The organism is Prosthecobacter debontii (genome assembly GCF_900167535.1).
Classification (GTDB): Bacteria; Verrucomicrobiota; Verrucomicrobiia; order Verrucomicrobiales; family Verrucomicrobiaceae; genus Prosthecobacter; species Prosthecobacter debontii.
Window position 1 is genome coordinate 205,350 of sequence record NZ_FUYE01000001.1, and the last position, 19,478, is coordinate 224,827.

Consider the following 19,478-nt stretch of genomic DNA (forward strand, 5'->3'; position numbering starts at 1 on the left):
ATCCGCTTTATGCGGCATCTTTGGGATACGTCAACTGCACGTGCTTTTAGCGTGGGGAAATGATCACGCCACAGATGGAGAGTCCACACGGACCTGTCTGAAACTCCATTTGTGCTCCATCTTTGGGCAAAATCTGTCACTCCATCGTGAGAATTGGGTAACTGTGGTTAAGTCAAAACCTCCGAGAACACCATGAAGGATATCGAAAAACTGCAGGACGGCCAAAAGGGAATCGTGTTCAAAGTGACCGCTGACGACGGCACCCAAAAAGTGATCAAGCTGCAGCAGGAGAACCCCAGCCGAGCCGTCGTTGGCACAGCTCTCCTCATGCAAGCAGGAGTTAACACAGCTGCGATTTTACCGGTTAAGGACGAGAAGTTGGGCCAGTTGCAGCAAGACGTGCAGGCTTATCTGGATGCAAATGAAGGAAGTGATGTCGATTTGTCTGCTGCACAGCAACTGACGCAGGCCCTAGCGGCAGTCTCTAACCCGGCAGCAAGCCCCCCATTCGGCAATGTCGTCGAAATGGATTTTGTGAGGGGTCGAGATTTGCAGAAAGCCGTTCAGGAACCAGACTTCAAGCAGTTGTTGACCAACCCGTCCTTCCAGAGACAGCTTGGCCAGATCATGGCTGCTGATGCTTTTACAGGTAATCCTGATCGTTTTGCCGCTCGTGCAGATACGGGAGCCAATCCGGGCGACAGTGTCAAAGGATGGTATAACCAAAACAATCTGATCATCGAAGGCAGGGGTGATGATGTGCAGCTCAAGGCCATCGATAACGACTTTAGACCCGGGGCGAATGTGGACTCTGAAAATGTGTTCGGTGGAGCTGCGCATGGCGGGCAGTGGGGCAGTGTAGCGGCCGCCAATTCACAGCAGTTCAAGCGTGAAGTCTTCGCCGTCATTGAACGTTTGGAGACTGAGGCCAATGTGCGATTGAGCCCTCAGGAAATAAAAGATTTCATCACTCAGGCGACCGAAGGCGCTCAGGAGACGATGGACACTCTTTTAGCAGCAGACATCACACCGGAGAGGGTGGACCAGATGCTAGATGTGGCAGGCGAGGCCGGTCGAAGCAAAAGGGAGTGTGTGCAGAACTTTTCCAAACATGTTCAGATGATTCAATTGCTTCGTGATGACTTGCAAAAGAGTCTGGCGGTGAAACCAACGGTCGCAGAAATGGCGGGGATAGCGAGCGCCAAAGGACCGCTGACTATGGAGAAAGTTCTCGAAGGTTTAGGGGTCTCAAAAGAGGATGCCGCAGAGATAGCACAGTCGCGGGAGAAGCTGGATCGCTTTAACAAGCTAATGCAGGGCGAGAAAGGTGCACACGTTCCCAAGGACTTCAAAATCACCACCCGTGAAGCGGCAGCCATGGCCAAAGATGAATCGACCTACAAGCAGTTTACTCAGAAGGTTGGGGGCCCCAAAGTTTAGCACAGTTTGTTAGCTGAAGGGGTCTATCTTGATCCCAATGCCGAGAGGTAGCACATTAAGGCATCCAACCGGGAAGCTTAGCCGCCTGCTTGATCCACTTCTCCATCTGCTTCACATCTAGCGGCTGGTTTTCGTAGATATCCAACCAGCGATTCTCTTTGCTCTTGGGTGTAAAACCTGGAGGCTCGGGTTTCAATGAAGTGCCGTCAAAAAAGGTCACTTTCACATACTTGGTGAGAACGTGGAATGACACGAACCAACCCTGATCCGCACTGCCATAGAAAGGCGAATTCCACTTCACCGCTTTGCGAACATCGGGAACCACCCGAACAATGAGTTCATCCAGCTGCTTGCCCAGCTCGCTTTTCCAGCCGGGCATCGCGGCGATGTAGGCCTGAACGGGGGCATCGCCATCTCCTTTGGCAATCTGTGGATTACCGCCGGAGAGCAGGACGACGCCTTGATCGTTTTTCTTCAACTTGGTCGAAGTCTTTCCTCCCATGCCCGACTTGGGCTTCTGAGGTTTGGTCGCGTTTTGGGCGGCGGCGGCTTTCACCAGTGCCTTAAAGGCTTTGGCATTCACCTCCTCGCCTTCCAGAATGTCGATGGCCCGCCGCATGTTGCCCTCCAGGCTGGCATTGAAGAGGCCTGTGGGGTCAGGGAGGCTGGCGCCTTTGGCGAAGGTTAGCTTGACCGCTTTTTTGTAGTTCTCGCCTGTGCAGAGGATGCCGCCGCTGGACCACACTGGAACTCCCCGCCATTTTACTTCTTCAACGACATCCGGCACGGCTTCATGAATCAGCTTCCGCATGCGCGTTAGGGTTTCCGCCTGCCAACCTCCGATCTCCTGGATTCGCTCATCAATGAGTTGGGTCGGCGACTTTCCTTGAGTATCGGAGGGTGCGGATTTCATAGCGAACGATTCTCTGTAGCAGTCCATAACCGATACCTGCCCTCGATTCAAGACGGCTCGCTCGAAAGTCTCCAGACATAAGCCCGGCCCTGACCTTTCACTCGCACCAGACCGATTTCCTGTTCTAAGTCCTTGGTCCATTCCGGACAAGGTCGGGTGTAGGGAAGGTCAAGCCGTTCGCGGAGTTGGTTCCAAGTTAGACCGGAGGAACTCCGGCGAAGTTCCGCCTGGATGCTGTCTCGAAATTCGATGTAGCGCATAAGGAGGGGAGTGGAGTTGGAAGGGAGTGTCAGTCATCCGCAGCAATAGGGCTATAAACTTGATGGAGTTCTGTTGCTTCGGCTAACGATTGGGGGGTAATCATTTCACGATCGAGAGGAACATCGTTCTCGATGGTTCGAATGATTGTTTCAAAGGGCTTCCAGTTCAGGTCGCTTAACTTTTGAATCTTACCTATTGTTCGGCCTGTGGCGCCGCGAATCGCTTTTTGGATGAGTTCTGAACAATAAATGGCTTCGTCATCGAAGCTGTAATGAAGGTCATAGGGGCGTCCTAGGTAGGATCGAGCCCGAGTGACAATGTCCGAAGTCTGGTTGGAGAAAGTTAAGTCTAGTCGATAGACTGTGAAGTGTTGTTTGCGCCCCCTCTGAGCCCATTCTGGCCAGGATGTTTCACGGACTGTTCCCAGCGCCTCAATGACGACCCACTCGTTGGCTTTAAAGGCTAAGATGCCGCAGTGAGAATAAGGAGAATGAGTGCAACCTTCGATCGCATCTACCAGTGGAGAATGAGGCAGGGATTGAAACACGATGTCCGCTTCGCGTGGAAGGTAGCTCTTTGGAGGTGAAGGAGAGCAGGTGCTGAGCGCAACAATGAGACAGGTAAGCAATGGCTTCATTCCGGTGTGGAGTGGGAATTTGCCAGGGTGGCTGCGGCTCAGCGCCTTCCTACTCATCGGCAGGGAAGGGCGTTGCGGATAAACGTAGGAACGCTTCTTCGTGCGGTTGTTGGGCCTGCTCCTCAGGCTTGCGAATCCCCAGCCAAGCGCAACTCACAGCGAAGGCGAGGATCACCATTGGAACGGTTAAGCGTTTTAACCAAGATCGCTCGGATGCGGAGGTTTGATGGGGGGATAACAGCACGCGGATACGCTGCTGAAGCCCCACATGTGATGATCCTAAAAAACCGAGACCGGTAGCGTGTGCAGATAGCTGCTGAAGTCTTGCGATGCTAAGCAGAGATTGGGCGTAATCGGCAGGATTGCTGCTGCCGACCGCAGCCAGATCAGCCTCATACTCACACGCATCGGTCCAGGCTTTGACCGACATCGCAGCCAAAGGATGAAACCAAAAGATGGGACGGAAAAGATGCAGCCAAACATTCCAAAGTGCATCGTGATTCCTTAGATGATGCCATTCGTGGCGGAGAGCACTCGCCTGCAAATGTACTGGCCATCCATCCCATTCCACGGGTAGCAGAACGAGGCTGTTCAGGCCGGGTAGAACCAGAGGCGTTTTGATTTGTGTAGAGACACGAAAGCTTTGACAGATGGTCGCTTCGGGCTGTGAAAGACAGGCTGCAATTTGATGAACACACTCCTGGCTGAGAGGGTGCGCTGTGGCTTTAAGGTGCTGAACAGAACGTAGGCGACGGACAAGAGCCACTCCATGAATCAGCATTCCCGTGACCCAAACAATGGTGAGCAGTTGCACGAATATCGAAGACTGTCCGTGCCCATCCAGCCCTTTCAGCGGAAGAGCAGGGTGGGGAAGTGAGGGAATGAAGGTCTCAAGCGCCAGTCGTATGAGTGGCAGGAGAATAACGAGGAGCGTGACTCCTTCGATGCTCCGACGCCGGGAAAGTCCAGCCGTGGGTAGAATCAAGGCTGCGAGAAGAAGTACTGTGGTGGAAAGGTGAAACCACAACATAGAGGTCAGACTTTGGGTTGGGCTCGATGAGCATCAATCATTTGCTGGAGTTTATCGATCTCCTCTACAGTCATCCGATTTTGGTCCGGGTCCAAGAGGTTCATGGCGAGTTCCGCAGGGGAATTGTCAAAGAAGGTAGACAATAGCTTTTTGAGAGCACCTTTGCGAGCCTTGTGAGCGGATTCTTTGGGGGAGTAGAGGTAATGGCGAGCTCCCTCGGCTTTCGCCACTTTGGCCAATCCTTTATCGACTAGCACCCCCAGTAGAGCTCGTGTGGCTGAATAGTTAGGCTCATCCGGCAGTTCGGTCTGCACTTGGGCAACAGTCGCCTCTCCTAGGCGGTAGAGGATTTCCATCGCTTGGCGTTCTTTTTTGGAATGAGTTTCAGAAGCGATCTGCGGCATGGAGGAAAATGGTGCCAGAAATTAGGTGCGACAAGTTAAATGCAGAAAAATCTACATTTGTATTGACGCGTTGATTTAAGTGTAGAAAAATCTGCACATGAGACTTTCCTCATTCCGTTTTCTCCTGGCTCTAAGCGTCCGCTCGTTGGGTATTCTGGCCATCGCCGCACTGCTATCTCATTGCAGCAGCCCACAATCGCCAGAAGTCGCCATGGCTCCTGCATCGGCGGGGACTCATCGCTCTTACAGCACCTCTGGCAGCGACGCGGAAAGTATCTCGCCAGCGAAATCCCGGCCGGGTCTAGGCACCCAACTCGGACGTGAGATTCACGATGATAGCACATCGGAAACTTTTTACCGCAAATCCGGCAGTGTTCCAGACGGTGTCAACTCGTTCCACTACAACGACAAAGAGGGCGCTGAATTGATGGTCAAGCTGGTGGGTGATGAGGTGCGTCATGGGCAAGGTAGCTTCGAGCTTATACCTGACAAATTGCGTGTGGCGGTGATGAGTGGCTACTGGCGTAGTAGCGATAAGCTGGGATATTTCCGGTCTGGAAAAGAAGTCTATGTCATAGGCGCTCCGGGTCATGCCTATTCGCTTAAACTCGAGAATCTCACCTCTGATCGTATGGAGGCAGTGGTCTCGGTGGATGGTCTTGATCTGCTCGATGGTCAGCCAGCCTCAGTTAAAAAACGTGGTTATGTCATCCCCGCCAACTCTGCAGTCTTGATCCAAGGCATGCGGGTGAATGGTAAACTGTTTTCGCTGAAATTTGGTTCGGTTAGTCAATCGAGGGCCTCGACTGCTTTCGGTGAAAAAGGTGCTCGCAATGTGGGAGTCATCGGTGTCGCCTATTATGCGGAAGACAGTCAGGCACGTCGTCGGGCGCAAGTCGCGGAAAACTATGTGCGGCAGGGGGCCAGTGCTTTTGGTAACTAACCACGTCTTGTAAAGGGATCCAACTTTATGGGATCGGGGCTGCCTATTCACGCAGCCCCCTTTCAAGTCCGACCAAAAGTCAGATACGCCGTGATCGTCAGCATGGACAGCACGGTGGAGCCGATGATGACCTTGGCGGTGACGCCGGCGTCGCGCTGATAATACTCCGCCAGCATGAAGGGGCCTGTGCCCGTGGGCAGGGCGGCTATGAGGATGGCGGGTTGAGCTAGAGCAGGGGGCAGGGCGAAAACATGCACGGCCAGCACCCAGGTAATGAGAGGTTGCAGCAGCAGCTTCAGGCCAATGATCAGGACGGCTGGACCAAGCTCATTTTGTGATGCCTGAGGTGCGCGCTTTTCTGCCAAGAACAGTCCCAGGCCAACCAATGCACAGGGCGAGGCGGCATGGCCCAGCATTTTTAGAAAGCTGTCCATGGGGGCTGGAATTGGCGTGCTCCTCAGGGGAAACAGGGCTCCCAGAGCCGGGGCGAGCAGTAGTGGGTTGCGTGCGAGTGATGTGGCCACTTTCAGGATCAGCCGCGATGGCTGACGCTCGCTTTGCAGACTGATCTCGATCAGCACGATGGCCACGGCAAAGAGAGCGCACACCGTCACAAGGGAGGCGATCAAGGTGGGTGCCATGGCGGACGAGCCAAACACGGCAAGGGCCAGGGGGAAGCCCATGTAGCCGGTATTGGCATAACTACTTGCGAGGGCATCGATGGCCGCATCCGCCAGAGGTCGCTCACGCCGCCAACACAGAGCTAGGGTGAGCCCGAAAAGGATCACACAACTCAGCGTGAAGGTGGCGATAAATCCAGGCTGCCAGATCTCGGCAAACTTAGCGTGGGCGGTGATGTCGAAGAGCAAGGCGGGTAGCGCCAGATAAACCACGAATCGGTTGAGCTCGCTGGCTGATTGTGGCCCCATGACTCCAACCTTGCGGACCAACCAACCCGCAAGAATGAGGGCAAACACGGGTAGCACGATCAGCAAGGTGGAGAGCATCCGGGGGGAATGAGAAGCTACGACGAATTTATTGATTTCAACTGATTCCATCCAATGCTATCTCGTGCTCTGATTGATACCTTTTCCGTATCGTGGCTGATATCCGACAGATGCGTTATTTCGTGGCCCTGGCCGAGACTCTGCACTTTGGCCGGGCGGCGGAGCGTCTGCATCTAACTCAGCCGCCGCTCAGTCGGCAGATCGCGGCGTTGGAAAAGTCGTTAGGCGTCAAGCTGCTGGAGCGGCACACGCGCCACACTCAGCTTACCCGCGCTGGGCAGCGGTTTCTGGAGGATGCCAAAGCCACCTTGATTGCTTTTGATCAGGCCTGTCAGAATGCGCGGTTGGCTGAGTCGGGCGAACTGGGAGAACTGAAGATCGGTTTCATGATGCACGCGGCTTTCACCGTGCTGCCCAGGCTGACTCGGCGTCTGATCTCCAGTCATCCGCAGGTGAAAGTAAATCTTCGAGAGAGTCTGCCGAGTGCTCTCCCCGACGATCTTTTGAGCGGGCGCTTCGATGCGGGTATCATGTTCCCACCCGGGCGCATTCGCGGGTTGGATTTTCAGGTCATCCATACGGAGAGCCTGTGTCTTGCGGTGCCTGCCAGCCATCGTCTCGCTCGCAGATCGCGCATCACCCCGAATGACCTTTTGCGCGAGGCGCTCATTGCTGCGCCTGAGGAGGTTTCTCCCGCGCTTCGTGAAACGATTGCGATGTGGTTCCGTGCCGAAGGCATCACACCGACTTTTCGCTTGGAGACCCAACTCCAGCAAACCATCATCACGCTTGTCGCGGAGGAACTTGGTGTTGCTCTCGTCCCTGAGTCCATGAAAAAACTCGCCATCACAGGAGTAGTCTATCGTTCTCTGGCCAGTGCACCGCAGATCGAGCACGTCATCGCCTGGCACACGGGAAATCTGAACCCGTCCCTACCATTGCTCTTGAAAGCCTGCGCTTGAGACAAAAAGCAGCGTGATTCACACAATTGGAGAAGCGAATGTAGCGCTTGTCTCAACGTTAGATGGATTCGCTTACATCGTGGCGTCCCATGAAATTTCCAGCCTGTAAACGCCGCTCACCAAAACCTCCAGAGGTTACGGGTTTGGCTTGGCTCGCTGCGGAACCTTTTCGGGTCTTCTTTTTCAGTGGCGCGCTGTGGAGTATGATCGGCGTGTCGTTGTGGCCGATGTTCTATGCCGGAGGGCTGGGTTACTTCCCCGCTTACAGCCATGCGCGGATCATGATCGAGGCTTTTGGCGGAGCCTTCGTGGTCGGCTTTCTCGGCACAGCGGGACCGCGTATGGCCTCGGCTCCAAAACTGAGCCCCTGGGAGCTGGCTTGGCTTTTTGTGGTTCATCAGGCGAATGCCCTCTGTCATCTGCGGCTTCTGCATGCCTGGGGAGATGCGCTATTCGCGCTCTTGCTGATGTCGTTGCTGGCTAGCCTGGGTCTGCGTGTTGTCCGCTACCGTGAGGCCCCCCCACCGCCACAGATGTTGCTGGCTCTGGTCGGGCTACTGTGCGGGGCGGTGGGTGCCCTGCTCATGATCATGCCTGTGACGTTGACCGATCCCTGGCGATTCCGATTTGCCAGTCTGCTCCTGAATCAAGGGCTGCTCTTGCCACCGGTTCTGGGCATCGGTTCCTTCCTCTTTCCACGCATGTTGGGGGGCAGCTTTGGGGAACCAAAAACGACTCTGCAAAAGCAGGCCGCTTTGATCGGTGCCGGGCTCACCTCGCTGCTGCTGGTCGCGAGCTTTGCCCTCGAGGTGTGGGTGGATGCACGTGCGGGTTGTGGGCTTCGTGTCACCGCCTCGGTGATCTATCTACTGCAGGAGATCCGGTGGAGTCGTGCCGAAGGGGCAGCTCCCCGTGGCACCTTGGCCACCGGGTTACGGGTGGCTTTGATCTGCGGTGAATCGGGTTTGTTGCTACCCGGCTTCTGGCCTCTTCAACGCGTGTCCTTGGAGCATTTGCTCTACATTGGTGGTTTTGGTCTCCTGATACTCGTGGTGGCCAGTCGAGTCTTGTTTGGTCACAGTGGCGATCTCGCAGGCTTTGATCGACGGGGCGGCATGGCCCGCTGGTTGATCGGTCTTGCTCTACTGGCTGCCACCACCCGCGCCGTCACTGGTTTCCTTCCGCAACTCACCGTGTCACATCACATCTACGCCGCGCTCACCTGGGCTGCCGTGGCATTGATGTGGCTGGTCTGGCATCGTCAACGGTTTGTTGGGCGAGATGAGGATTAATCACGACTCTTCAAAACTCCGGCGGCCCGTTCAGATGCTCGCATTTCTCCGGCATGCCTGGGATGAAATCCACGACCTGCTTCTGTGCCCGCAGCTTGTCCTGCAAGGCGGAGACATCCACATGATGAATATCGCCATCACCTTTCACCGCCATCGCGGCAGCGATGCCTGCGGCATGGCCGGTGATCATCCACACGCTCTCCAGTCGCAGGGTGCAGAAGGCCACATGAGTGTAGCTGGCAGCTCCAGGGACGAGCAGATTGCGGCACTCCTCAGGCAGCGGCGTGAGTGAGCGATAGGGGATCTGGTTTGCATAACCCATGCGCCAAATGCGGCCTTCATTCACAAACTCGTTTTCATTTAACGCCACACGCTGCACGTGATGGGAGTCAATGAAGTGACTGCTCATGCCGATGCTATCCGGCTTACGCCGATCCGTCTGCACATCCTGCTGCTTCATCACATACACACCCCGCATGCGGCGGGCCTCACGCACGTAGAGCTGATAGGGTAGGTGACCGTTATCGGCGAATTCATCCTTGTGCAAACCCATGGCTTTCATCTCCGCCTGCACATTGGCAGGGACGGACTCATCCTGAGCCAGGAAATGCAGCAGACCGAGGGTGTAATCCAGATGATCTTCATAGATGCGGGCACGCTTAGCATAGCTGGCATCTGGCCAGTCAAACTGACCGCCGAAGTGACCCATGGAATAAATGGCCGACTGCTTGTTATTCAGCTCAAACTTACCGTTCCGGCGTTTGTAGGGGTCCACAATATCCTTCAGTTTGACCGGGAGTCCTTGAGCAGTCTGATTGCGCAGCCAACCTGCGAGCAAGGCATATCGCGAAGCATCGTAATGCTTGGGTGCAGGGATCGGCACCTGGAGTGCAGGGTCCTTTGCCACCGTGAGGCGGAAGTTGTAGTTCATCGGGGCACGATGGGCATCCCCTTCCTTCAGGTCCTTGGCCCAGGCACTGATGCCGGGCAGCAGCTTGCCTTCAGTATCCACCGTGCGTGCCTTGCGCGATACCTTGTCAAAGCGGATGCCTGCCGCTTCCTCACCAAACTCCGCCTTCGACTCGCGTCCCACGGCATACTTCACACCCGCCCGAGCCATGAGATCGCCTTCATAACCTGCATCCACAAAGACCTTGGCCGTCAGCTTGGCGCCATCGGTGAGGGTGATGCCAGTGATCTTCGGGCCATCCTTCGTCACAGTCTCCACACTGGCTCCATAGAGTACCTCCACCTGGGCTTCTTTCAGCATGTCCAGATACACCTTTTCGGCCACGGACGACTCAAAGAAATACTCCGGTTGGTTCGTGCCATAGTGCTTGCCTAACTGACGATAAAACTCATCGGCAAAACCGCCGATGGTCCACTTCAGCATGTGTTCACTCTCGGCTGTATTGATCCCACTCGTGCTCAGTCCGCCCACGTGTTTCGTCGGCTCGATGAGCAACACTTTCGCCCCCTCCCGCGCCGCCGTGATGGAGGCGGCAATGCCACAGGGCACACCGCTATACACCACGATGTCCACCTCCCGAGCATCCGCGGCCCGAAGGGACGGAGCCCATGTCAGTGACCAAGCAGTCGCCACGCAGCCTGCATAAAAAGCCAAGGTTCTTCGATTCATAAAAACGAGTGAAGCAAGAAAGAGATCGGCCGGCAAGATGAAGTGGCTTGCATACTCCTCTCAGGCTAAGCTGCCTCACGCCCGCAAGATCTTCTCCATCGCTTTGCCTTTCGCGAGTTCATCCACCAACTTATCCAGGTAGCGAATCTCTCGCATCATCGGTTCTTCGATGTCCTCCACGCGCACGCCACAGACGGTGCCTTTGATCAAGGTCCGGGCAGGATTCATCTTCGGGGCTTGTTGGAAGAAGGTTTCAAAATCGGTCTGCTTCTCCAACTCCGCTTCCAGTTCCTGCGGGCTGTAACCCGTCAGCCAACGGATGATCTCATCCACCTCCGCCTTCGTTCGTTCCTTCTTCTCTGCCTTCGCGACATAGAGGGGATAAACACTCGCGAAGGGCGTGGTAAAGATGCGGTGTTTCGTGGGCATGGGAGTCAAACGCAGGTGGCGGCTTTATTTTTCCATCACCCGACGTCTTGAAAAGAAGTGCGACATCCTTTTCATCACCGGCGCATCCATCTCCGCGTGCGTGAAATCGGCTGACAGACCTCGCCTCACCCATCCGTTGCCGCATGCACCATACACTTCTCATGACACGTCTTTCCCACACGCTTGCTTTGGCGGCTTTCGTTCTGCTCTCCCTCCCCAGCGTTTCCACAGCTCAGGATGAAGCGGAAAAGAAAACGCTGAACGTCCTCTTCATCGGCAATAGCTACACGGCCCGGCATAACCTCTCCACCGTGGTCAAGACCATGGCTGAAGCTGGCCAGCCTGGCCTCACGTTTAACCGAACCGACGTCATCTACGGTGGTCGCACCTTGAAGGATCACTGGCGGTTGGGCACGCAAAACATCGTCAGCCAGTCCACCGTGACCGAGGCTGAGGAAAAAGCCACCATCGCCGCCCTGGAAAAAGCCGTCGCCGCAGATCCCAAGGACAAATATGCCCCCAGCGCCCTCGCTCGGCATCGCGCCCTGCTGCCTGAGCTGGAATCCCACCGCCAGCCCTGGGACATCATCGTCCTTCAGTCTTACCGCGACGACCTCACGGGGGATCCCACACTCTATGCCGAATACGCGCCGAAGTTTGCCGCCCTTGCCAAGGCTCAGGGAGCGCGGGTCGTGCTTTATGAAACGACCCCCACCACGCAGAACGAAAAACCCTTGGCAACGCCGCCGGACCCCGCCCCGGTTCTGGCCAAGACCCGCGCCATCGCCGCGCTGGCCAATCGCATTGACGCCTCCGTGGCCCCGATGGCCCTCGTGACCCAGCGTTGTCAGGAACAGCGTCCGGACATCACCACCCGCTTCATCAATGACGCCCATCTCAACCAGAACCTCGCCTACCTCACTGCCTGCACCCTCTACGCCGCCCTCTTTGAAACAAGCCCTGTTGGCCTTCCCGTGGATTCCATCACGGACATCCGCACCTTCGAGGGCAAACCTGCCGACAAGACCAAGGACCGCGATGGCCTGCCTCTCACCCGCACCTTCTCCGCCAAAGACCGCGCCGATCTCCAGCGCATCGCCTGGGAAGGCTGGAATGAGTTTCAGAAACTGCGGTGAGAATCCCATGAGTGTTCCGCGATCCCGGGGTGTTTCGATACCACGCTTTATCCTCAAGCCTGCCACGCTGACTTGGGCGATGGAGTTCGCGCTAAGGCGAGGGTAAAATCAGAACAGGTTAGTCGTCATGCATTCACTCTGAAAGGTCCAGATCCCGGCGGGATCGCAACCGGTAAACTGGGATAGCGAGATGAAGATCAGAAGGTCTCCTTTTCAGGTCGTGGATGTTGCTTCACCCACTCCGCCTTCGCTTGCAGGCAATTGGTGCACTGCCACACAGCCACCTGTTTGGGGGCGTTCTTCATCACCATGCAGCCCCCCTCGGCCTGCACGGTGGAGTGCGGAAAAGATCGCGCAGCTTCCTCCATCATCTTCCGGTCATAGTTCGACCACATCGGCATTCCGTAGATGATCGGGACCTTCTTCTTTTGCAGCGGCACCTGATGCACGGCACAGATCTTGTTGGCGCTCTTCGTGGCGGAGCAGCCAGTGAACGCGAGCACCGCACCCCAGACGAAAATCAAGACGGTCGCCAGTCGTTTCATGAGGCCAAATCCTGCCGGATAAAGACTGCTAAATCAAGCCTTGAAAAGTGGCGTGGGCATTTTGTCTTTCGGCCCCGCTAGGGTATCATCGCCACCGTGAGGCTCAACACTGCAAGCATCCTTCCAGGATGCGCCCTCGACGGGCGATGTCTATCCTTGCCTAACCAGGGGGTGCGGCCGTCCCGCATGCGGGACTCCCTTACTGCCTAGCTACTGGCTGGGATGCCTCCGGCATCTGGAGCACTTCGCTAACCATCGTTAGTGAGGTTTGTTGTATTTATGCAGGCGTGGCAAACATGCGGATCAAGTTATCGCAACTCCAGTGCTTCCGGTCGGAAACCTGTCCATCACCAAGCTCAATGATGCTCAAGGCACCATCACGACGAGTGGCAATATCGACGGAGAAGAATGGGCTTAAAACTCTGCTGGCAGCCTCGGCTACTATTTGGGGGACTTCACCTGAGTCAGAATGAGCGACTCCATTCCAAACAAAGTAACGTCGCTCGGTGGAAGCATCGTATTCTTCGATGCGCCTGGCACACAATCCACCCTCAATTTGACCTCGATACTTCCGCATCTTGGCGATCACGTTAGGAATCGTCGAAAGATCGTGAACCAAAGAACCCGCATCGGTAGAAAGAGACTTCACATAGTCCTTCAGGAAGCAGCCCTTCCAACCAGCTTCAGTGAGTGCCAACGCTATGTCATCGGACTCGGAAAACGTCATCGTCTCAGAGGTGAATTCCGTAAGTAGTGGATACCACCGGGGAAGGTGATGGCAGAGGGTATAAGATGAGACATCCGTGACTGGCGTGCCTCCTACAGCGCTGATCGCCTCGTGAAATCTGGCGTAATCATTGGGAGGTAACATCCAACCACGATATAAAACAGGCTCTCCATCCTGGATCGCTGGTCGTGGGCAGAACCGTCCTTCTTGAAAATCCTCGAAGTTGAAAATAGAAATAGATAGTCCTGCTGTTTGAGCGGCTACGAATTCATCGGCATAAATTTCGTCGACGACCTTTGGATTAAAAGTATCGGCTGGATAAATCAGTCGCATGAGCGATTCAGTTCGTTGGCGGGGCATGTTAAGACGATCTCATCAAAGACAGAGGATGCAGATGAGTTAGAATATCGTGCTCGCTACCGATAGGTTTATTCCATTTGTTCTTTCATAGTGCCATAACCTTTTCGGTGAGAGACTCAGGTCCTTCGTTAGGCACTTCGTGGCGATAGAAAAAGGCGTCGACTTCTCCACGCACTTTCTGGATGGAGAAGCCCATGCGTTCTAAAACTCGGCGAAGCTTCAAATTGGGCTTCGCACAGGTGAGTGCATGAACGATCCAATCGACATGGCCAAGGCCTCTTTGCTTGGCATACCGTTCTGCCAGCGACCACAAGACTGGCAGCACACCTTCACCTCCACCATTGATTTGAGCTAACTCAATCTCTAAGCGACTGTCCACTAAGCGAAATTCGCCAAGGATCTCTGCACTCCCCGCACGAAACACGAGAGGCTCCCCGCAAAGGACGAATGTTTCCATTTGTTCGTCGCTAAGAGCTAAAATCTCTTCCGAGGTGTATCCCTCAATGATCATTTCGCGTGGCATTCTAGTCGAGTCATCGCGATAGTCGTATCCACTTGCAAACCTATAGGTTAATCCATCCGGTCAGAGGATGAGCATGCATCGCTAACAGCGTTCTTTGAGGTATCGGCAGAATTTACAGGCTTGGGGGGAGAGGATGCGATGGGGGAAGGGCTTCTCAACAAAGAGTGAGGCCAAGATAGTCTCACACTCTCACTTCCCACCAGCCCACTTCACGGCGTTGCTCAGGAGCTTCTTGAAGGCATCCAGATCATGCACACGCTGATCGTGGCCGAGGGCGATGCCCACGACACGAGCTTTCGGATGTTTCGTGATCCAGACGCTGGGGTGAGGTTGATTGTATTTATCGCTCGGGCTGGTTTCCGCTAAGACCTCGATGGGATTTGTGCCTGCGGGAATGTTTTCTGGCTCGGCATTCACATAGTAGAGTTCATCCTCCACGGTGAAGCTGGCGGGCACGCCGTCCATGATCGGATGGGCTTTCACCGTCTTCACGTCAAAGGGATGGATCTTGTCGTGACCACGAGCTCCACCACCAACGATCTGAGCATTCAGCTCTGGCCAGTTGGCATAACCATACCAAGTGCCGGGGTGATACATGATGATGCCCTTGCCGGCGTCGGCAAACTCGAACAGCGCTTTGCGATAAGCGGCGGTATCGAAGAACTTCCGGTTCACACTGATGACGGCCACATCGGCGTTCTTCAGCTCCGCAGCAGCTTGATCGCGATCCTCTGTGTAATGAACCGTGAAACCTGCGGCCTTCAGAGTCTCCACATCCGTGGTTCCAAAGAAGGTGGCGAAGTTGTGAGATGAACCACCGCCAATGACCAGGACGCGGGTCTTGCCTGCCTCCCATTTCACGGCATTGGCTGGGACCAGAGGGCCATCGCCCTTACCGCCTTCCTTGGGACCGCTCAGGGCCGTTTCAGCGGCGGCATTGCCCGTCCCTTTGCCTTTCTTGCCTTTTTTTGGACCTGCTTTTTCAGCTGCAGGAGTGGGTTCTGGGCGGGTGGAGGTATCGGTGGCGCCTGGGGTTGGGCCCTTGCCTTCGATATCGGCTGTGATGGCTGCAATCACTGGCACCGTGCGGCTGTCCGCCGGGGTTTCCAGGATCAGCGTCTTCACGATACCGGGCTTTGTCAGCTCGATGGACAGAAGACGCATCTGCTGCCCTTCGGTGAGGCCGCTCACGTATTTGGAACCCGGCACAGGCACATCCCGCACGTAGTCGGAGAAGTGAACCCCATTGATGAAGGTGAAGCTCTCCTTCTCGCCATTGTCATAGACCACGGTAGCGATCAGTGCAGGCACTTCTTCCTTCACCGCAGGCCAACCCCAACCGGAGATGCCGCTGAGTAATTGAAGACGCTTGGTGGCCACATTTACGGGCACTTCCACTTCCTGGGCGAAGGTCTGGCTCTGGCTCTCGGGCGGACCACCTTTCAGCACAATCAGGTTGGCTCCATTCACACTCTTCTCTGGAGATTGCAGGAAGAAAGGCACGCCTTCGATTTTGACATCCCCGAACTTATTCAGACGGACACGTCCTTGGTTAGGTCCAGGTCCAGCGAACACACCAGCGCGACTATCCGCCGTGAAGGCCTCGCCCAGATTGAGGATGCGGAAGTGCTTGGTGGCATCTCCCACGATGAAGGCCAGGATGTCGCGCATGTTCTCGGCACCCAGACCATCCAGGCCTTCGGGCATTAAGCTGCGACGGGTGTTTTCACGCTTATCAATATCCGCCTTGGCGATTTCACGCACTCCCACCTGAGTGGCCAAGGTAACCGTGGCGCTGTTTTCGCTGGTGATGACACCTTGTAAAGCTTCCCCTTTTTTCGTGATGATGTTGAAGGCCCAGAAGCTGGGGTCCACCTCACGATTAGGATCCACGATGTGCACCAGCAATTCACCGGGCCCATGAGCGCCCATGCCATCCAGAGGCGGGCCAACGGCGGCCCCGATATCACCCAGCTTGTGGCATACGGAGCAGGCTGCCGTGAAGAGCATCTTGCCATTGGTCACATTCCCTGGTTTCTCCACCTCAGGGAGTAGTTTGGCAATGATGGCGTCTTTGGCCGCACTGTTGATCTTGAAGAGATCATTGGCGCGTTTGGCGATGGGCTTGTTCGGATGAGAACGCAGGCGAGCGACATCTCCAGGCGCGAAGATCGCCCGGTCAATGCTGCCGACTTTCACTCCGTCCAGGAGCGCATGCGTTGCCTGAGGGCGCTTCAAAATGGCTTCGAAAGCTTGGCTCTGTTGGGCAGGCTTTAAATGATTCAAAGCCGCGACCAGAGGAATGACGTTTGAGCTTTCATCCAAGGCTTGAATGATGGCGACCTGAAGTGCTTCCGGCGTGTCCTGACTCGTCAAGACAGGCATCACGGTCTGACTCAGATCTCCACCGACGGCGACCAAGGCCTTTGCGGCATGGATGCGTGCATCCACCGAAGCGGCTTTGTCCGAGAGGGTTGCGGTGAGCTTATCAAGCTGGGTTTTGACCTCAGAAGCCAGTGAGCCGTCTTTGTCCCACTTCGTCACCAGAGGCAAAGTCGCCGCCGCTAGGGATGGCTGGGCGAGCAGTTTCTTCAAAGCTTCCGTAAGCTCGGGAGAAAGCTTGGGAAGAACCGCCTCTTCCTGAGCAATGCTGCGGAGGAGGGTCACTCTGAGCGAGTCAGCCTGAGAGGCGGCAGAAGCGCTGGCAATGATCAGCTTGGTAGCATCAGCCCCAGCATTCGGACCTTTCAGCAGCCCTTGGACAGATGCCTCGACGAAGAGATCCAGCTTGGAAGCATTGGAGGAAGCCAGCGCCGCAGTGATGGCTTCCAAAGAATGATCCGCTGCCGCCGCGATCATGGCGGAACGCACCCAGGGATCGTCACTGTTAGCAAACTGCTCCAGCAACACTTCAATATCGCCTTCACGTTTGCTGTAGGCCCGCATCGCCTTGCTTCCCATCACACGAGACAATGAAATCTCCGTGCTGATTTCGGAAGAGGGGAACTGTTCGTTGAGGATGCGCCAGGCGTTCTGTTTCTGGTGAGCGTTGGAGGTGGTCTTTACCAACTCCTGCAGGCTCTTGAGATCAGACGGTGCTTTCATCACCTCCACCTTCTTCGCCTCCTTATGCTGCACCTTCCAGATGCGGCCGTAGTAGTGGTCGCGGTCAGGACGGACGGCGGCATTGGCAGGACCGTGAGTTGGGCCGCGGGTATCGTTGTGAATGACGGCTTGGTTGCAGAAATCCACAACATAGAGGGCACCATCAGGGCCGGTGCGAACTTCAATGGGGCGGAACCACAGGTTCTTACTGCGGATGAACTCAGTCTGCTCAAAGCCGGCCTCACGTTGGGCTTTGTAGGTGACACCATCCAGTTCCACCATGAACCGGCTGACGATGTTCAACGTGGGCTCGGTGGTGAAGTAATTGTAACGATACTTCTCCGGCCAGGCTCCGCCTTCGTAGATGGCGCAACCGGCGGCGGCGGTATAGCTGCCGACTTGGTCAATCTGCACATACGCCTGCTGCTCCCAGTGCATCGCTGGATACGTGGGTTCACGGGCCAACAAGCCATTGCTGCTGGTCAGACCTGGGAGCTTACCTTTGGCCAACACATACTCAGGCAGCACCACATGATGAAATAGAACGCCGCTGGTGGGTTGGGTGTAAAACACCTGACCGTCCGTGGTGATGTCGAGGCCCCAGGTGTTACCACCGCGGGAACAATACTGCTCAATCGCACTGCCGTCAGGCTTGAACCGAACGACCCCGCTCCCGATAGGACCAAAGCTCTTGGAGCCATCCCCCGAAGTCACATTCTCGCTACTGGAATAACCATGAGTGGCGTAAACCCAGCCATCCAGGCCCCAGCGCATGTTATTGATCACGGCGTGAGTGTCACGAGTGCCGAGATTGGTATAAAGCTTCGTGCGTTTATCCGCCTGATCATCGCCATTGGTATCTTCAAAGAACCAGATGTCTGGCGCGGCACAAACGATGATGCCGTTCTTGTAAAACACACTGCTGGTCGCCAGCTCGATCTTATCAGCAAAAACGGTTTTCTTATCCATCACACCATCGCCATCGGTATCGGTCAGGATGGAAACACGATCCAGGGGATCACGCTGATACTGGCCCGGCTCCACCGAGCCGCTGTCTTTCCAGGCTTCCACATTGGCTTGGCGTAAACCATTCGGATACTCGGGTGTCTCCACCACCCACAGGCGGCCCTTGGCATCCCAGTCAATGTTCATGGGCTTATTGATCAGCGGCTCCGCAGCCACGAGGGTGAGATCGAACTCAGGATGCACCTCCAGGTTTTTCGGCATTTCCTTCGGTGCAGGCACGCCGCCTTCCGCATAGCGCAGGGCATCGCCTAACTCCTCAGGCTTGCAGAGTTCATCCACGTTCTGGCGTTTGCCTGCCCAGGCGATACCGCGCAGGATGGAGGTGCGCAGACCCACGTGACTGAAGTTTTTATACCAGTGCCCAGGGATGCAGGTGAAGGCGCGATAGTTGTCCTTCTCATACGTCCACATCTGCGGCTGGATGTCGTAGATGTTGACGCCTTTGTTTTTAGCTACGGCTTCGGCGGCGCGTTGCTGAGCTTCCTTGTTGCCCTTACCCCCGGTATCGATGGCCTTAGGTGTGTAGGCTGCGGCCAGGATTTTCGCCTCAGGCAGCAGGTCCATGTCATAGTAGATCTCGTCATCGAGATCGAAGTTGGAGATGTCCTTCGTGATCGGATTTTCACGATCCGTGAAGTACAAGCTCAGCGGCGCCTCCAGCCACTTGGTTTGATCAAACTTCCAGGAACCGCCGATGATGTTCTTATACCAATCGTGATCGCGTGAGACCGCTGCGGCGTGGATGACCACCAAACCACCGCCACGCTTCAAAAACTCCATCAGGTTCTTCCGCTCTTCACCGATCTTGATGTTCCCGGCCTCCTGAGCATGCAGGATCAGCACATCGGTGTGATCCAGTTGCTCCTTGGTGGGAAATTCCAGGCTGCCCTCGGCTTTGGCACCGCGCTCGTTCAGCATCGGCACCCAGTCTTTCAGAAATTGGGGGAAATCATGGGCACCGGGCGCATGCGATTTTTTCCCGGCGCGAACGAACACACGCAGGGGCTCTGCGGCAAAAGCTGAAAGCTGGAAACTGAAAGCTGAAAGAACAGCAGCGGCGAGTAGGAGTCGCTTCTTCATGGTTGTGAGCGGATGCTAG

17 protein-coding genes are annotated in these 19,478 nt (G+C 55.6%); 5 read left to right on the plus strand and 12 right to left on the minus strand.

The window, feature by feature from the left end:
• Window positions 1-192 precede the first annotated feature (192 nt).
• Window positions 193-1,440 carry a protein kinase family protein gene (locus tag B5D61_RS00825; RefSeq protein WP_078811402.1) on the plus strand — a complete coding sequence of 416 codons (1,248 nt, stop codon included), beginning with the start codon at window positions 193-195 and terminating at the stop codon, window positions 1,438-1,440.
• A gap of 55 nt (window positions 1,441-1,495) precedes the next feature.
• On the opposite strand, the gene B5D61_RS00830 is transcribed toward B5D61_RS00825, so the two are convergent.
• Genes B5D61_RS00830 through B5D61_RS00845 form a run of 5 tightly spaced genes read right to left on the minus strand, consistent with a single transcriptional unit; the run spans window position 1,496 to window position 4,685 of the window.
• Window positions 1,496-2,353 (minus strand): DUF1801 domain-containing protein, encoded by an 858-nt coding sequence (locus tag B5D61_RS00830; protein WP_139372978.1) that lies wholly within the window; start codon window positions 2,351-2,353, stop codon window positions 1,496-1,498.
• A 47-nt stretch (window positions 2,354-2,400) separates the two neighbouring features.
• Window positions 2,401-2,613, minus strand: a complete 213-nt coding sequence (locus B5D61_RS25550; RefSeq protein ID WP_139372979.1) for a hypothetical protein — start codon at window positions 2,611-2,613, stop codon at window positions 2,401-2,403.
• A 29-nt stretch (window positions 2,614-2,642) separates the two neighbouring features.
• The gene (locus B5D61_RS00835) at window positions 2,643-3,251 is read right to left on the minus strand and encodes a YiiX/YebB-like N1pC/P60 family cysteine hydrolase (RefSeq protein WP_176159153.1); all 609 of its coding nucleotides are present in this window, start codon (window positions 3,249-3,251) and stop codon (window positions 2,643-2,645) included.
• 49 nt (window positions 3,252-3,300) lie between these two features.
• Window positions 3,301-4,281: a M56 family metallopeptidase gene (locus B5D61_RS00840; protein WP_078811405.1), complete on the minus strand. Its 981-nt coding sequence runs from the start codon at window positions 4,279-4,281 to the stop codon at window positions 3,301-3,303.
• Between the two features lie 5 nt (window positions 4,282-4,286).
• The gene (locus tag B5D61_RS00845) at window positions 4,287-4,685 is read right to left on the minus strand and encodes a BlaI/MecI/CopY family transcriptional regulator (protein WP_078811406.1); all 399 of its coding nucleotides are present in this window, start codon (window positions 4,683-4,685) and stop codon (window positions 4,287-4,289) included.
• Window positions 4,686-4,782: 97 nt separating this feature from the next.
• Here B5D61_RS00845 and B5D61_RS00850 point away from each other — a divergent pair, with 97 nt between their 5' ends.
• The gene (locus tag B5D61_RS00850; protein ID WP_139372980.1) at window positions 4,783-5,628 is read left to right on the plus strand and encodes a hypothetical protein; all 846 of its coding nucleotides are present in this window, start codon (window positions 4,783-4,785) and stop codon (window positions 5,626-5,628) included.
• A 62-nt stretch (window positions 5,629-5,690) separates the two neighbouring features.
• Here the strand turns inward: B5D61_RS00850 and B5D61_RS00855 are convergent, their stop codons facing one another.
• Window positions 5,691-6,635, minus strand: a complete 945-nt coding sequence (locus B5D61_RS00855; RefSeq protein WP_078811408.1) for an AEC family transporter — start codon at window positions 6,633-6,635, stop codon at window positions 5,691-5,693.
• A gap of 92 nt (window positions 6,636-6,727) precedes the next feature.
• Between B5D61_RS00855 and B5D61_RS00860 the strand changes: the two genes are divergently transcribed.
• Window positions 6,728-7,597 carry a LysR family transcriptional regulator gene (locus B5D61_RS00860; RefSeq protein WP_078811409.1) on the plus strand — a complete coding sequence of 290 codons (870 nt, stop codon included), beginning with the start codon at window positions 6,728-6,730 and terminating at the stop codon, window positions 7,595-7,597.
• Window positions 7,598-7,686: 89 nt separating this feature from the next.
• Window positions 7,687-8,889, plus strand: a complete 1,203-nt coding sequence (locus B5D61_RS00865; protein WP_176159154.1) for an NnrS family protein — start codon at window positions 7,687-7,689, stop codon at window positions 8,887-8,889.
• 10 nt (window positions 8,890-8,899) lie between these two features.
• Here B5D61_RS00865 and B5D61_RS00870 read toward each other — a convergent pair whose 3' ends face one another.
• A complete protein-coding gene (locus tag B5D61_RS00870) occupies window positions 8,900-10,528 on the minus strand; it encodes an FAD-dependent oxidoreductase (protein WP_078811710.1) in 1,629 nt (542 codons plus the stop codon).
• 75 nt (window positions 10,529-10,603) lie between these two features.
• Window positions 10,604-10,957, minus strand: coding sequence for a DUF2200 domain-containing protein (locus B5D61_RS00875; RefSeq protein WP_078811411.1), 354 nt, complete (start codon window positions 10,955-10,957; stop codon window positions 10,604-10,606).
• A 161-nt stretch (window positions 10,958-11,118) separates the two neighbouring features.
• Here B5D61_RS00875 and B5D61_RS00880 point away from each other — a divergent pair, with 161 nt between their 5' ends.
• On the plus strand, window positions 11,119-12,093 hold the full coding sequence (locus B5D61_RS00880) for a hypothetical protein (protein ID WP_078811412.1): 975 nt from the start codon (window positions 11,119-11,121) through the stop codon (window positions 12,091-12,093).
• A gap of 197 nt (window positions 12,094-12,290) precedes the next feature.
• Here B5D61_RS00880 and B5D61_RS00885 read toward each other — a convergent pair whose 3' ends face one another.
• The 4 genes from B5D61_RS00885 to B5D61_RS00900 all read right to left on the minus strand — a co-directional run bounded on the left by B5D61_RS00885 (window position 12,291) and on the right by B5D61_RS00900 (window position 19,459).
• Complete coding sequence (locus B5D61_RS00885) at window positions 12,291-12,638, minus strand: hypothetical protein (protein ID WP_078811413.1); 348 nt, start codon at window positions 12,636-12,638, stop codon at window positions 12,291-12,293.
• Window positions 12,639-12,915: 277 nt separating this feature from the next.
• Window positions 12,916-13,698, minus strand: coding sequence for an ATP-grasp domain-containing protein (locus B5D61_RS00890; RefSeq protein ID WP_078811414.1), 783 nt, complete (start codon window positions 13,696-13,698; stop codon window positions 12,916-12,918).
• Window positions 13,699-13,810: 112 nt separating this feature from the next.
• Entirely contained in the window at window positions 13,811-14,248 is a 438-nt protein-coding gene (locus tag B5D61_RS00895; RefSeq protein WP_078811415.1) for a hypothetical protein, read from the minus strand.
• Between the two features lie 189 nt (window positions 14,249-14,437).
• Window positions 14,438-19,459 (minus strand): PVC-type heme-binding CxxCH protein, encoded by a 5,022-nt coding sequence (locus B5D61_RS00900; protein WP_078811416.1) that lies wholly within the window; start codon window positions 19,457-19,459, stop codon window positions 14,438-14,440.
• Window positions 19,460-19,478 lie beyond the last annotated feature (19 nt).